This window comes from Marivita sp. NO-S04 (genome assembly GCF_059070475.1).
Window position 1 is genome coordinate 1,699,674 of sequence record NZ_CM180980.1, and the last position, 15,134, is coordinate 1,714,807.

General features: G+C 60.1%; 12 protein-coding genes. 6 read left to right on the forward strand and 6 right to left on the reverse strand.

Going from position 1 to position 15,134, the window contains the following annotated elements; all coding sequences use genetic code 11:
• Positions 1-5 precede the first annotated feature (5 nt).
• The 4 genes from ACK3EW_RS08945 (at position 6) to ACK3EW_RS08960 (ending at position 3,666) form a co-directional block, all read left to right on the forward strand.
• Positions 6-827 carry a TPM domain-containing protein gene (locus ACK3EW_RS08945; RefSeq protein WP_493809285.1) on the forward strand — a complete coding sequence of 274 codons (822 nt, stop codon included), beginning with the start codon at positions 6-8 and terminating at the stop codon, positions 825-827.
• A 39-nt stretch (positions 828-866) separates the two neighbouring features.
• Complete coding sequence (locus tag ACK3EW_RS08950) at positions 867-1,487, forward strand: YitT family protein (protein ID WP_439121302.1); 621 nt, start codon at positions 867-869, stop codon at positions 1,485-1,487.
• Positions 1,488-1,724: 237 nt separating this feature from the next.
• A complete protein-coding gene (locus tag ACK3EW_RS08955; RefSeq protein ID WP_493809286.1) occupies positions 1,725-3,260 on the forward strand; it encodes a trimethylamine methyltransferase family protein in 1,536 nt (511 codons plus the stop codon).
• Between the two features lie 76 nt (positions 3,261-3,336).
• On the forward strand, positions 3,337-3,666 hold the full coding sequence (locus tag ACK3EW_RS08960) for a DMT family transporter (RefSeq protein WP_439121304.1): 330 nt from the start codon (positions 3,337-3,339) through the stop codon (positions 3,664-3,666).
• A 66-nt stretch (positions 3,667-3,732) separates the two neighbouring features.
• Here ACK3EW_RS08960 and ACK3EW_RS08965 read toward each other — a convergent pair whose 3' ends face one another.
• The gene (locus ACK3EW_RS08965; protein ID WP_493809287.1) at positions 3,733-4,317 is read right to left on the reverse strand and encodes an outer membrane protein; all 585 of its coding nucleotides are present in this window, start codon (positions 4,315-4,317) and stop codon (positions 3,733-3,735) included.
• A 322-nt stretch (positions 4,318-4,639) separates the two neighbouring features.
• On the opposite strand from ACK3EW_RS08965, the gene typA reads away from it, so the two are divergent.
• Positions 4,640-6,460 carry a translational GTPase TypA gene (gene typA, locus ACK3EW_RS08970; protein WP_439121306.1) on the forward strand — a complete coding sequence of 607 codons (1,821 nt, stop codon included), beginning with the start codon at positions 4,640-4,642 and terminating at the stop codon, positions 6,458-6,460.
• Between the two features lie 50 nt (positions 6,461-6,510).
• Here the strand turns inward: typA and ACK3EW_RS08975 are convergent, their stop codons facing one another.
• The 3 genes from ACK3EW_RS08975 to recA form a co-directional block, all read right to left on the reverse strand.
• Positions 6,511-6,798 carry a DUF1330 domain-containing protein gene (locus ACK3EW_RS08975; RefSeq protein WP_493809288.1) on the reverse strand — a complete coding sequence of 96 codons (288 nt, stop codon included), beginning with the start codon at positions 6,796-6,798 and terminating at the stop codon, positions 6,511-6,513.
• A gap of 3 nt (positions 6,799-6,801) precedes the next feature.
• A complete protein-coding gene (gene alaS / locus ACK3EW_RS08980; protein WP_493809289.1) occupies positions 6,802-9,477 on the reverse strand; it encodes an alanine--tRNA ligase in 2,676 nt (891 codons plus the stop codon).
• Positions 9,478-9,672: 195 nt separating this feature from the next.
• On the reverse strand, positions 9,673-10,755 hold the full coding sequence (gene recA, locus ACK3EW_RS08985) for a recombinase RecA (RefSeq protein WP_493809290.1): 1,083 nt from the start codon (positions 10,753-10,755) through the stop codon (positions 9,673-9,675).
• Between the two features lie 181 nt (positions 10,756-10,936).
• Between recA and ACK3EW_RS08990 the strand changes: the two genes are divergently transcribed.
• The gene (locus ACK3EW_RS08990) at positions 10,937-11,542 is read left to right on the forward strand and encodes a gamma-glutamyl kinase (protein WP_493809291.1); all 606 of its coding nucleotides are present in this window, start codon (positions 10,937-10,939) and stop codon (positions 11,540-11,542) included.
• 9 nt (positions 11,543-11,551) lie between these two features.
• On the opposite strand, the gene ACK3EW_RS08995 is transcribed toward ACK3EW_RS08990, so the two are convergent.
• Both ACK3EW_RS08995 and ACK3EW_RS09000 read right to left on the reverse strand, forming a co-directional pair.
• Positions 11,552-13,615: a hybrid sensor histidine kinase/response regulator gene (locus tag ACK3EW_RS08995; RefSeq protein ID WP_493809292.1), complete on the reverse strand. Its 2,064-nt coding sequence runs from the start codon at positions 13,613-13,615 to the stop codon at positions 11,552-11,554.
• A gap of 358 nt (positions 13,616-13,973) precedes the next feature.
• Positions 13,974-15,125: an RsmB/NOP family class I SAM-dependent RNA methyltransferase gene (locus ACK3EW_RS09000; protein WP_493809293.1), complete on the reverse strand. Its 1,152-nt coding sequence runs from the start codon at positions 15,123-15,125 to the stop codon at positions 13,974-13,976.
• Positions 15,126-15,134: the final 9 nt, after the last annotated feature.

A 15,134-nucleotide genomic window follows, 5' to 3' on the forward strand; every position in this document is an offset into this window, starting at 1 on the left:
GAACGATGCGGTGGATTGCGGTATTTCTGTTTCTCGCAACACCGATTTGGGCGCAGGTTTTCCCCGATTATGACAGCACCACGATCACCGATCGTGCCGACCTTCTGACCGATGCGCAGGAAGCGGCGCTGGATGCTAGGCTGGCAGGTTTGCGGCGCGATACGGGGATCGAATTTGCGGTGCTCACCCTGCGGTCGCAAGCGCCCTATTCTGCTGGGCAGTCGCTGGAAGACTTTGCGACAGGGCTGTTCAATCATTGGGGCATCGGCGACGCCACCCGAAACGACGGCATTCTTGTGCTGGTCCTTTCCGAGGACCGTGCCATGCGGATCGAACTGGGTGCGGGATACGCCCGCGACTGGGATCGGGTGTCGCAGAACGTGGTCAACCGCTCGTTCCTGCCCGCGTTCGAAACCGGGGATTACGCCACCGGGATCAGTGACGGGGTCGAAGACGTAATCGCCTCCATCGCCCTGCCATTTTCGGAAGGATCAGACGCGCCCTCGGCTGACGGAGAGTTGCCCCCGTGGATGGCGTTCGTGGCCATTCTCGGCGCGCTGCTGATCGTGGCGCGGCGATTCCTGGGGGATCTTCTCACACGGTTTCAGCGTTGTCCGAATTGCGGCAGCCGCGCGCTCAGCCGAGTGCGCACGACCCTGCGCAGACCGACCCGCACCAGTCAGGGCAGCGGCGAAGTCACCACGCGGTGCAGCCAATGCAGCTATAGGGATGTGCGATCCTACACAATTTCGCGCCTTTCGTCGTCATCCAGCAGCGGTTTCGGCGGCGGCCGATCCGGTGGCGGTGGCGCGTCGGGGCGGTGGTAGCCACTTGACTTCACCAAAATATGTCATAATTGCTGACCTATGTTTCTGCTCAGCAAACCACCCGCCGACCGTCACACGGTTCTGGAAGACATCCAAGGTATCCTGATCGGTGCCACACTCGTGGCGCTCGCCATCCAGTTCCTGTCCCAAAGCAATTTGCTGACCGGGCAGATCGCGGGTCTGGCGCTGGTGACGCGCTATGTGACCGATTGGTCCTTCGGGCTGGTTTTCTTTGTACTGAACCTGCCCTTCTACATCCTTGCGGTGCATCAGCTTGGCTGGACCTTCACGCTCAAGACCTTTGCCGCAGTGGCGCTTATGTCCACGATATCCGAGCTGTTTCCGCATGTGCTGACCCTCGACATGGTGCATCCGGCTCTGGGCGCTGTGCTTGGCGGTGTGCTTGCGGGGATCGGTCTGCTGTCGCTTTTCCGGCACGGTGCGACACTGGGCGGTGTCGGGATCGTGGCGCTCTGGTTGCAGGACACGCGTGGCATTCAGGCGGGCAACACGCAACTGATGTTCGATGTCTTTGTGTTCGGCTTGGCCTTTTGGGTTCTGCCTGCACCCGTGGTGATCTGGTCGCTTCTGGGCGCGGTGATTCTGAATATGATCGTCACGGTGAACCACCGCCGCGACCGCTATGTGGCGCGTTCCTGACTCTGCTCTGCTTGGAAAACAGTCAAAAACGACACTTTGTCGCAATCAGCACAGATTGCGCGCATCGCTGAAGGCAGCATTTCCGTAGCATTACGGAGAAGCAGATGCGCGGTGATCGTTCCGCCCTGACACTTGTTCTGCGCACCATCGGGGCGCGGCGCGGACGCGCGGCACGCGGACGTCCCTGATCGGGGTCTTTGCTGTCACCGTCCCTATCCCCTTCAAAAGAGTTTTCACATGACCGATCTGTCCCCTCGTCGCGCCGGTGGCCGTGCTGCCCGGCGTCATGCGCGTGCCAACCCGCTGGCCGACAATCTGCGCCCGATCCGCCCCGGCATGTCCGGTGGCCGTTATGATCCGCTTGATGTGTCGGATCTTGACCGCATTCACAAAGCAGCCCTGACCGCACTGGAAGAAATCGGCCTGTCCGAAGCACCTCCCTCCGGCATCAAGATCATGACCGACGCGGGTGCGATCCTTGGTGACGATGGTCGCATCCGGTTCCCGCGTGCGCTGGTTGAAGATATGCTGGCCATTGCCAACCGCTCGGTCACGCTGTGCGGCCGCGATCCGCTTTATGACCTCGATCTGTCAGGCACCCGTGTGCACTACGGCACGGCCGGCGCTGCGGTACATATGGTCGATGTGGAGAGTGGCAATTACCGCGAAAGCACGGTGCAGGATCTGCACGACGCGGCCCGCATCGCGGACCAGCTTGAAAACATCCATTTCGTGCAGCGCCCAATGGTCGCGCGCGACATTCCCGACAACAAGGAAATGGATCTCAACACCATTTATGCCTGCTGTTCGGGCACCTACAAACATGTCGGTGTATCCTTTACCGAACCGTCTTTCGTGCCGGATGCGTTTGAACTTCTGCACCTGATCGCGGGCGGCGAGGACGCATGGCGCGCGCGACCTTTCGTGTCGAATTCGAATTGTTTCGTCGTCCCGCCCATGAAATTCGCAACCGAGTCCTGTCAGGTCATGGAAGCCTGTATCCGTGGCGGCATGCCTGTGCTCTTGCTCAGCGCGGGGCAAGCCGGGGCCACCGCCCCTGCGTCAATTGCCGGTGCCATTGTGCAGGCGGTTGCCGAATGTCTGGCAGGCGTCGTCTATGTCAACGCCATGGCGTCGGGTCATCCTGTGATCTTTGGAACGTGGCCGTTTGTCTCGGACCTGCGCACCGGGGCCATGTCTGGCGGTTCGGGCGAACAGGCGCTGCTGACTGCGGGTTGTGCGCAGATGCACCGCTACTACGGCCTGTGCGGCGGTGCTGCGGCCGGGATCGCTGACGCCAAGCTGCCCGACATGCAGGCGGGCTGGGAACAGATGTGTTCCAACGTCATGGCGGGGCTGTCGGGCCTGAATATGGTCTACGAGGCCGCCGGGATGCACGCCTCGCTTTTGGGCTTCTGCCACGAAAGCCTGATCTTGGGGGACGACCTGATTGGTCAGGCGCTGCGCTGCGTACGCGGCATCGAAGTGACCGAGGACGATCTTAGCCTCGAAGTCATGCGCAAGACCTGCATCGGCGGGCCGGGGCATTATCTGGGCAGTGATGATACACTGAACCGGATGCAGCGCGACTATGTCTACCCTGTGTTGGGCAATCGCGCCTCGCCCAAGGAATGGGTCGAACAGGGGCAGCCGATCCTTGTGAACAAGGCGACCGAGCGCAAAGAGATGATCCTGTCGAAACCGTCGCGCGCCCGGATGGCACCCGAGGTCGATGCAGCAATCCGCAATCGCTTCAACATTCACCTGAATTGATCGCGACATGTGGTGCGGGGGGCTGGTCCCCCCGTCCGCAATCGGCCATGAAGATCGCACCGTTCAGGAGATCGCCATGCCCTATCTCGTCCTCATGCTTGCCGTTCTGGCCGAAACCATCGGCACCACCGCTTTGCAGGCCAGCCAACAGTTCAGCCGCCCCCTGCCTTCGGCCATCGTGGTCGTGGCCTATGGGGCCGCGTTCTACCTTCTCGCCATCGCGCTCAAGACATTTCCGGTGGGCATTGCCTATGCCATGTGGTCCGGCATGGGGATCGTGTTCATCGCGATCATCGGTTTTGCCGTGTTCGGACAACGGCTCGATTGGCCCGCGATTTTTGGCATTGCCATGATCATGGCGGGTATCTTGGTGATCAACCTGTTCTCGAACACCGCAACACACTGACCCGCACAAAAAAACGCACACCGGAGGGACCGATGCGCGTTATGTGCCTTACGACAAGCGGCTGCCTTAGAAGCGGAAGCTGCCGCGGATCGACACGGTGTCCGCCTCGACATCGATACCAGTGTCGTCGAAATCGTCAAAGCGATGGGCCAGGTATTCGCCACCCACGGTGAACTGTTCGGTCACCTTGTATTCGACGCCCAGACCGCCGACGAGGCCGGTGTCGTCACCAATATTGGTGCCCATCTGGGCTGCGCCGACCGTGGCGTAGACCAAAGTGCGACCAAGATCATAACCACCACGCACTTTAGCGCGCAGGATATCGTCGACCTCGATACCACCCAATTGAATGTCTTCGCCCGTCTGGTAATCGAGTTCGCCGCCGAGGACGAACTGACCGAAATCATAATCGTACCCGCCGTAGATACCGTAGACGCCTTCGCTGTCATCAAGGCCGCCATCGGCATCTGCCGACAGATTACCAAAGCTGAGACCACCATAGGCCCCTGTCCAGTCACCACCCATAGGTGCGGGTGCCACGGCCATCGGTTCAATCATCATCGGCTCGGCAGGTGCAGGATCTGCGCTGCCCGCGTAGGACGCGGAGGCTACGGTTGCCAGAACAGCGGTGCTCAATAGAAATCGTTTCATGAGAAGTCCTTTCTCTCAGGTTTGTCTCTTGCTGCGACGGCAGAGCACGTCTGTGCGCTGCGCCTCATGCGATCAACTTCGGATGTCATGGACTGGTTTCAAGCATGGCGCCCTAACATAAGGCAGGGTGCTTGAATTCAGGCTATTCGCCGCCGAAAAACGTCTTGGCATCAGTGCTTTATTGCCGGTTCCCTGTCACAGAGTTGTGAGGCACCTGTGGTCTCTTTGCGGCAACACGAAAAGGGGCGGGCTTTTTTGCTGGCCTTCTTTGGCGGTCCCTTGTAACCCCCGGCCAACTCTTCCCTGTACGAGACAAAGATTCATGGACCTTCGCAACATTGCGATCATCGCCCACGTTGACCACGGTAAAACGACCTTGGTTGACGAACTGCTGAAACAATCAGGCGCATTCCGCGCAAATCAAGCCGTCGCTGAACGCGCAATGGACAGCAACGACCTCGAACGCGAGCGCGGCATCACCATTCTGGCCAAGGCCACATCGGTCGAATGGAAAGGCAAGCGCATCAATATCGTCGATACGCCCGGCCACGCCGATTTCGGTGGCGAGGTGGAGCGCATCCTGTCGATGGTGGACGGTGTTGTCCTGTTGGTCGACGCCGCCGAAGGCCCGATGCCGCAGACCAAGTTCGTGACCTCCAAGGCGCTGGCACTTGGCCTGCGCCCCATCGTCGTGCTGAACAAGGTCGACAAGACCGACGCCGAACCTGACCGCGCATTGGACGAATGCTTTGACCTTTTCGCCAATCTCGGTGCCAACGAGGACCAGCTCGATTTCCCGCATATGTACGCCTCGGGCCGGTCTGGCTGGGCGGACATGTCTCTGGACGGACCGCGCAAGAACCTCGATGCGCTGTTCAAGCTGATCGTCGATCATGTGCCTGCCCCCAAGCAGGTCAAGCACCAGGACGAAGACTTCACAATGCTGGCCACCACATTGGGCGCGGACCCCTTTGTCGGCCGCATCCTGACAGGCCGCGTCGAAACCGGCCGCCTCAAGGTCGGTGCCACCGTGCAGGCTCTGAGCCGTGTCGGTCAGAAGATCGAACAGTTCCGCGTCTCCAAAATCCAAGCCTTCCGCGGCCTTGGTCCACAAGACATCGACGAAGCGCTGGCAGGCGACATCGTCAGCATCGCAGGCATGTCCAAGGCCACAGTGGCCGACACGATTTGCGCACTGGCGGTTGACGTGCCTCTCGAGGCGCAGCCCATCGACCCGCCCACGATCACCGTAACCTTCGGCATCAACGACAGCCCGCTGGCAGGTCGTGACGGCAAGAAGGTGCAATCGCGCGTGATCCGCGACCGTCTGATGAAAGAGGCGGAATCCAACGTCGCCATCAAGATCAAGGACACTCCCGGCGGCGAAGCCTTCGAGGTGTCGGGGCGCGGCGAACTCCAGATGGGCGTCCTGATCGAAAACATGCGCCGCGAAGGCTTTGAGTTGTCGATCTCGCGCCCTCGCGTCATCCTGAAGGAAGGCGATGACGGCAAGATGCTGGAGCCCGTCGAGGAAGCCACGATTGACGTGGATGACGAGTATTCCGGCGCTGTGATCGAAAAGTTGACCGGCGCCCGCAAAGGTGAACTGGTCGAGATGCGCCCCGCCGGTGTCGGCAAAACCCGCATCATCGCACATGTCCCGTCGCGTGGCCTCATCGGCTACCATGGTGAATTCCTGACCGACACGCGGGGCACAGGTGTGCTGAACCGTGTGTTCCACGGCTGGACTCCGCACAAGGGGCCGATTCCGGGCCGTCGCGCGGGTGTTTTGATCTCGATGGAAAACGGTGTCTCCGTGGCCTACGCCCTGTGGAACCTCGAAGATCGGGGACGCATGTTCATCGGTGCGCAGGAAGCGATTTACACGGGTATGATCATCGGCGAACACAGCCGCGAGAACGATCTCGAGGTGAACCCGCTGAAGGGCAAAAAGCTCACCAACGTCCGGGCCTCGGGCACCGACGACGCAGTACGCTTGACCACGCCGATCACGCTCTCGCTGGAAGAAGCGATTGCCTATATCAATGATGACGAACTGGTCGAAGTGACACCAAACGCAATCCGGCTGCGCAAGCGCTATCTTGACCCGCACGAGCGCAAGCGGATGTCAAAGTCGGCATAAGCCTTTTCAAAAAGGCTTGGGAAGGGCTTTCGAAAGCCCTTCCCGGCACCCTACTCTGTCGTCTCGACGATGAGCAATTCGCGCTCGGACGCGCCACGTGCATGGTCCAGCGCGCGCTGGTATTCAGGGCTGTTGTAGCAGGCTTCCGCTGCCTCGACCGAAGGGAACTTGGCCACCACATTGCGCGGCCTTTCCTGCCCCTCAAGCTGCACAAAACGACCGCCACGGGCAATGAAATGCCCGCCATGTTTGGCAATCGCAGGGCCAGCAAGCTCGGCGTATTTCGAATACGCCTCGGGGTCCATCACGGTGACATGGGCGATCCAGAGTGCAGGCATGGTTTATCCTCCCAAAACGGCTTCGGCGGCCTTGATGGCGGCTTCGGCATTCTCAGCCGACGCACCACCGCCCTGCGCCATGTCCGGACGGCCACCGCCGCCTTTACCGCCCAATTCTGGCACGGCAGCTTTGACCAGATCAACCGCAGAGATGGTGTTCGTGAGGTCTGAGGTCACGCCCGCAGCCACAGCCGCTTTGCCACCTGTGTCGGCAATCAATAGCACCGCGCCCGACCCGATCCGCGATTTGTGTTCGTCAATGAGTGGCGGCAGGTCTTTGCCCGAAACTCCCGAGAGCACCTGAGCAAGGAATTTCACCCCGTTGATCTCTCGCGGTTCGGCCCCGCCACCCTGCCCGGCACCACCCGCCATGGCCAGTTCGCGGCGCAATTGCGCGACTTCGTTCGACAGCGCCTTGCGCTCATCCAACAACGCACGGACACGGGCCGGCACGTCGGTTGCTTGCGCTTTCAGGTCCAGCGCCACTTCGCCAAGGCGATGATCCTGCTCAGACAGGTAGCGGAACGCATCAGCGCCTGTCAGCGCTTCGATCCGGCGCACACCCGCGCTTGAAGCGGAATCGCCGAGCGTTACAAAGACACCGATGTCACCGGTGCGCCGAACATGGGTGCCACCGCACAGTTCCAGTGAATAGGTGCTGCCATTGGTGCCTTTCCCAGATCCGGACTGTTCGCCCATCGACACAACCCGCACTTCGTCACCGTACTTTTCGCCAAACAACGCCTGCGCACCGATGGAGCGTGCGTCATCCGGAGTCATGATCCGCGTCTCGACCGGAGCGTTCTGACGGATGTATTCGTTCACTTCCGCTTCGACTTGTCTCAATTCGGCCATGCTCAACGCTTTGCCGTGGCTGAAATCGAACCGCAGACGATCCGGCGCATTCAGCGACCCGCGCTGTGCGACGTGATCGCCCAATGCGCGGCGCAGCGCCTCGTGCAGCAGGTGTGTCGCGGAATGGTTCGCCCGAATCGCCGTGCGGCGGCTGTGATCCACCTCAAGCTGCACCGCTTCGCCCTTCTTGAATGTCCCACTTTTGATCGTGACGTGATGCGCGAACACCTTGCCGCCACCCATCCGCTGGGTGTCGGTCACTTCGGCCTGATCGTCCTCGTTCTCAAGTCGGCGCAGCCAGCCGGTATCGGCCACCTGACCACCGGATTCGCCATAGAACGGCGTCTGGTTCAGCACGATCCAACCGGACTCGCCTTCCGCCAACCTATCCACAACGGTGCCATCCTTGATCAGCGCCAGCATCTGGCCTTCGGCGGTTTCCGTGTCATAGCCAAGGAAATCGGTCGCGCCGTGGGTTTCAGCCAGATCGAACCAGATCGCCAGATCCGCAGACTCGCCCGTACCAGACCATGCAGCCCGCGCTTTGGCCTTCTGTTCGGCCATCGCTACATCGAAGCCCTCGGTGTCGACCTTACGACCTTTTTCGCGCAGCGCATCCTGCGTCAGATCAAGCGGGAAACCATAGGTGTCATAAAGCTTGAATGCCGCAGCGCCGGGCAGCGGCGCATCCTCGGCCAATCCGCCCAGTTCTTCGTCCAGCAACTTCAGCCCGCGATCCAGTGTCTGCTTGAACCGCGTCTCTTCCAACCGCAGCGTTTCTTCGATCAACGCCTGCGCGCGCGGCAATTCCGGATAGGCCGCCCCCATCTGGCGCACCAACGCCGGCACCAAGCGGTGCATCACCGGATCTTGGGAGCCCAGCAAATGCGCGTGGCGCATCGCACGGCGCATGATCCGGCGCAGCACATAGCCGCGTCCGTCGTTCGATGGCATCACCCCATCCGCAATCAGGAATGAGGTCGAGCGCAGGTGATCCGCGATCACCCGGTGATGCGTCTTGCCCGGGCCGTCAGGGTCGGACGAGGTCACATCCGCCGACGCCTCGATCAGCGCGCGCATCGTGTCTGTATTGTAATTGTCATGGCTGCCCTGCAACAGCGCGCCGATCCGCTCCAGCCCCATGCCAGTGTCGATCGACTGCATGTCGAGCGCTTTCATGGAGCCGTCTTCGAACTGCTCGTTCTGCATGAAAACGATGTTCCAGATCTCGATGAAGCGGTCGCCATCTTCGTCGGGGCTGCCCGGAGGGCCACCCCAGATGTGATCGCCGTGATCATAGAAGATTTCGGTGCACGGGCCGCAGGGACCGGTCGGGCCCATCTGCCAGAAATTGTCGGATGTGGCGATGCGGATGATCCGGCTTTCCGGCACGCCGACCTTTTTCCAGATCTCGAACGCCTCGTCATCGGTGTGATAGATCGTGACATAGAGGCGCTCGGCCGGAATGCCGAAATGCTTGGTGATCAGTTCCCACGCAAACGGGATCGCCTCTTCCTTGAAATAGTCGCCAAAGCTGAAATTTCCCAGCATTTCAAAGAACGTATGGTGCCGCGCGGTATAGCCGACATTGTCGAGGTCATTGTGCTTGCCACCGGCGCGCACGCATTTCTGTGCAGTCGTCGCACGTTTGTAATCGCGGTGTTCGACCCCGGTGAACAGGTTCTTGAACTGCACCATGCCCGAGTTGGCGAACATCAGTGTCGGGTCGTTGCGCGGCACCAGCGGGCTGGAGGCCACAACTTCGTGTCCCTGTTTCTCAAAGTAGCTCAGAAAGGTGGAGCGGATATCGTTCAACGTGGGCATGTGTGACCTGACCTGCATGGTATTCGGGGTCCGGGCGTTCCGGGTTCGGCCTGAAATAGCCCTTGGCACGGGGGCTGTCCACCGCAGAGGTCATGCCAAAACGGAAACAGGGTGGCGCATCCGCCACCCTGTTCCAGGTATTCTCGAACTCAAGTCTGACTTCGGGGCGTTTCTGCAGTCGCCGTCTGCGTTTGTTCAGGACTCGACGATGTCGTCGGTGGCGTCGTCGTCATCCGATGCGGACATGTCGAAATCCAGCCCGTGTGCGGCGCGGATCTTGTCTTCGATCTCAAGCGCGATGGCCGTGTTTTCCTTGAGGAAGTTCTTGACGTTTTCCCGGCCCTGCCCAATCCGCTCGTCCCCGTAGGAATACCATGCACCCGATTTCTCGACCACACCGGCCTTGACGCCAAGGTCGATCAATTCTCCGGTTTTGGAGATGCCTTCGCCATACATGATGTCGAATTCCACCTGCTTGAACGGCGGTGCAACCTTGTTTTTGACCACTTTCACGCGGGTGGCGTTGCCCACCACTTCGTCGCGGTCCTTGATTGCACCAATGCGGCGGATGTCCAAACGCACCGAGCTGTAGAATTTGAGAGCATTGCCGCCTGTGGTCGTTTCGGGGCTGCCGAACATCACGCCAATCTTCATGCGGATCTGGTTGATGAAGATCACCATGCAGTTGGACCGCGAAATCGAGCTGGTGAGTTTCCGCATCGCTTGGCTCATCAGGCGTGCATGTACGCCGACACTGCTGTCGCCCATGTCGCCCTCAAGCTCCGATTTCGGCGTGAGTGCAGCAACCGAGTCGATAACGACAAGGCTAACCGCGCCAGATCGGACAAGCGTATCCACGATCTCGAGCGCTTGTTCGCCAGTGTCGGGCTGCGAGATCAGAAGCTCGTCAAGATCGACACCCAGTTTCTTGGCGTATTGCGGATCAAGCGCATGTTCCGCGTCAACAAAAGCACAAACGCCGCCTTTTTTCTGTTCTTCGGCTACGGAATGCAGGGTCAGCGTCGTCTTGCCCGAGCTTTCCGGCCCGTAGATTTCGATGATCCGACCCTTCGGCAGGCCCCCGATACCAAGCGCGATGTCGAGCCCGAGTGATCCTGTCGAGGTCGATTCAATGTCGCGCATGGCGTTTTCGCCACCCAGCTTCATGATCGAGCCCTTGCCGAACTGGCGTTCGATCTGCGCAAGCGCCGAATCGAGGGCTTTTTGTTTGTTCGCGTCCCGCTTGCTGTCCATGGTAAGAAGATCTGCCGTTGCCATTGCTTTTGATCCTTATTCCACACCCCGTCCGGGGCGGCAATTGCTGCTTTTGTTCGCCCCTTGTTCTCATGCTTTATGAGATCAAAACGCGAACATTTCAATGTTTATTTTCACCTCCACTGTTGCGCGCTTTGGTTAAGGAGTGGTTTATGAAACCTCAAAAGGGAACGGAGCAGCGCATATGATGGTGTTTTGGAACGAACGGCTTGTGCTGCTCTCGGTGCCCAAGACGGGCACTCATGCCTATACACAGGCACTGGGGCCGCGCGCGTCGATGGTCGTCACCGATCCACCTGATCTGAAGCACGCGCCGGTCTATCGCTACAACCGATTCTTCCGCCCGATGTTCGAGAAGATGGGCGCCGAGGACATGGAACTTGTTGCGGTGATCCGCGAGCCGCTCAGTTGGCTGGGCAGTTGGTATCGGTATCGACAGCGCCCGGCGCTTGATGGACGTCCGGCCTCGACCAAGGGGCAGAGCTTTAACGCTTTTCTGACCGCCTGCTGCGCCGAAACACCACCGGCTTTTGCAAATGTCGGCAATCAGGCGAAATTCGTCGAAGCGCGGCCCAATGGCACTGCGGTACGCCATTTTTTCCGCTATGAAGATCAAGCTGGTTTGCGGGCCTTCCTGACTGAGCGCTTGGGGCCTTTGCCTGACATTCCAGCCGCCAATGTCTCTCCGAAGCTGCCACTCGACATTTCTGCCTCGGTGGCGGCAGAGGTGCGCCGTGCGCGGGCTGCGGAGTTTGCATTGTGGGATTCGATCCCGCTGCGCAAAACCTGATAGAAGGCTCTACTGCACCGGTGTCTGCCTTTCTATCGCGCTCTGTATGGCGAGTTGCTGGTTTACGATTGTGGTCAATTCAGTGAGTGAAAACGGCTTGGCCAGAAAGGCCGAGGCTTCGATCCGCGCGCCCTGTGACTTGAACACGTCTTCGGCATAACCGGACATGAACACCACCGGCACCTCGGGGCGCATTTGCCGGGCTTTGCGCACCCAGCTTGGCCCGTCGAGGCCCGGCATCACAACGTCTGTGACGAACACATCCACTTTCAGTTCGGCGTCCTTCAACAATTCCAGCGCGTCTTCAGCGGTGCTGGCCTCGATCACGCGAAACCCACGATGGGCCAACGCGCGCGAGGCAAAGGCCCGAACCGGCGCTTCGTCCTCGACCAAAAGGACAACGCCGTCGCCATGACGCACCGGAATCGGGCGTGGCGGTTCCGGTGCGATGATGGGTTCGACCACAGGGTCATCACAAACCGGGAACATGAGCGTAAAGACGCTACCGCGGCCCGGCGTGCTGTCGACAAAGATGAAGCCACCCGTCTGTTTGACGATGCCGTACACTGTCGAAAGCCCCAATCCGGTGCCTTCGCCCGTGCGCTTGGTTGTGTAGAACGGCTCGAACACCTTTTCGAGCTTGTCCGCCGCGATCCCGGAGCCATCGTCCTGCACCCGCACCACGACATATGCGCCCGCCGGCACATGTGCCCGGCCTTGGTTCAAGGGCGTATTCAGAATGCGATGATCGGTCTCGATTAGAATTGTGCCGCCCTTGGACATTGCGTCGCGTGCGTTGACGACAAGGTTCATGATCACCTGTTCCAATTGCCGCTTGTCGGCGCGAATGGGCGGCAGCGCCGGATGCTGACGCAGATCAAGCGCGATCTTTTCGCCCACGAGCCGGTTCAACAGATGTGTCAGGTCCGACAGGATGTCGCGCAGTTCAAGTCGTTCCGGGCGCAGGGTCTGCTTGCGGGAAAAGGCCAACAATTGCCCCACGAGCGCTGCTGCGCGGTTGGCGTTCTGGTGGATCTGGACGAGATCACCATATTCCGGATCCCCGGGGTCATGCCGCAGCAGCAACAGGTCGCAATGGCCTGATATCGCTGTCAGAAGATTGTTGAAATCATGCGCCACCCCACCTGCAAGCTGACCGATGGCCTGCATTTTCTGGCTTTGCACGAACTGCGCCTCAAGGCTTTTGAGCTCGGTCGCATCGTTCAGAACCGCGACCAGCAAAACCTTGCCGTCCTCCACCACGCGAGTCAGGGTCACCTGAACGAAAATCTCACGCTCGGGGCGGGTCAGGCGGAGGAATTCGGATCGCCCAAGCCCCTTGCCCGCCGCCGCATCGGCCAGCCAATCCGGGATCGACCGGCCCAACCCTTCCATCAGGTCCGAAAGGCTTCGGTCGCGTTCGGCATCGGCATGCAGCAAATCCCGTGCACAGCGGTTTGCGTTCGTGACATCACCCTGTGGCGAGACCTTGAGCAATGGAACGGGCAGTGTTTCGAAACCCATATCCTCGGGAAGGGACGGCACTGGTGTTGGCTTGGGAACAAAAACCACCTCTTCCCGCCCGGCCCCTGCTGGGTGGACATTGATGACAAAGTCCTGTGCCGTACCATCGGTGCCGACACGGTGGGTCTGCCCTGGTCGAAGCGGTGGATCGGTGATCAGATCTTCCAACGACCGGACCCTACCGCCCGCAAGTTCCCGCGCAGCCGCGTTCATCCAGAGCACTGTCCCCCCACGTCCGATGGTCAGCGTCGGGTAGACCGTTGCCGGCCCGGCGGCATCACTGTCGGCGGTGCGGGCAACGTCCAGCCGCCACAAAAGCGCCGTTGGACCCACCTGATGCGCCGACACGTCAAACCGCCGATCCGGAAGCACAACTGTTTCTGACGCGGTTCCCTGTCGCAAAGCCGCAGTCTGCACCCGGTGAATCAAGCCCGCGGCATCGACGATCTGCATCTCGATCAAAGCGCGGAGCATCTGGCCAGTCTGCGCCCGCAATTTCTTGACGCCCGCCCGGTTGGTTTGCAGCACAAGACCCTGCAGATCGGTCATGACGCAGGGCACGACATCATGTTCGACAAGCAAGGCTATGTGATTCAATGATCTTTTCTGCCGCCAGAGACTAAGGTTGCGCAGCGTTACAAGCCATAAGAACGCGCAGCCGAAGGCAATTGAGGCAAACACCAGCAGGCTGCGTACGCCATTGGCCGGTGCTGTTATGGCCAAACCTGCGGAAACGCAGGCGCAGATAAGCATCCACGTGGGTGCCGATACACCATAGCGGGAAACGGTTGGGCTTGGGTCGATGACGGTCACAGCAGGGTCCCCGGAACACTGGTTCCCTGCCATTAGACCGCATGACACTTAAGCGACGCTTAACAAGGATGCGCGTATAAGTTGTATCTTAGACTCATAATCTCGTCAAGATGGCAGAGAAGAAGCCGTCACCACCTGACTGAAGCCCAAACCGCGTCTGCTGCACACATGTCCAATCGGGATGGCGGGTCAGAAAGCTGTCGATCTGATCCTCGTTTTCCGATTTGAGAACCGAGCAGGTCACATAGGCCAGACTGCCGTTCGGCGCGACAAGCCCGGTGACCGTATCGAGGATATGAGCCTGTGTCTGGTGCAGGCCAGCAAGGCTGTCCGGGGTCAGCCGCCATTTGCCCTCCGGGGCTCTGCGCCATGATCCGCTGCCGGAACAGGGCACATCACACAGTACAAGATCGTAGGGGCCTTTGGGTTTGTCGGTGCGCATCACACGGGCGTCCGCCCTTTCCGCACGTTCGGGCAGGTCCGTCATGCGGCGCGGGTCGGCGTCATGTGCATCAACGGGGCCATCAATACGCGCCGCAAGCGCAAGTGTCTTGCCACCACCGCCGGCGCAATAATCAAGACACCGCATCCCTTTGAAAACAGGCAAGGTTTCGATCACAGCTTGGCTCGACACGTCCTGCAATTCGACAAGCCCTGTACGGTAGGCCGTGCTTTGGGCGATACGCCGTGCACCGTCGGTAACCTCCAGCGCTGTGGCGCACAGAGGATGCGGCGTGGTCTCTATGCCATCATTGCGCAATGCGTCCTGTGCTCTGGCCAAACTGGCCTTGAGCAGGTTGACCCGAAGAAACACCGAGGCACGATGCCTCAAGGCTTCTGCCGTTACATCAGTATCACCTGACAAATCATTGAGAAATATTGCATAAAGCCAATCGGGAAGATCGACAGCTTCGGCCCCAACGGGATTTTGCCCTGCCTGTCGCTCTGCGTCGGTGCAAGCGGCTAGCGCATAGCCTTCGCCGGTGAACACCGTTTCCGGGTCATCGCCTGTCTGACGCAATCGACCAAGCACGCGCGCGCGCCCAGTCTCGCCCCCACCAAGGGCTGCGGTGCTACGCCAGCAGCGCAGGATGTCATAAACGTGATCCCGGATCGCTGCGCGGTCCTTGGACCCGGCAAAACGCGACTTGCGCGCCCATGTGGTCAGCGCCTTTTCCGCCGGTTCTCCCGCTTCGATCTGGTCCAGAACGGTGGCGGCAGCGGCCCATCGTGCGGCAGGTGTCATGCGGGCAGG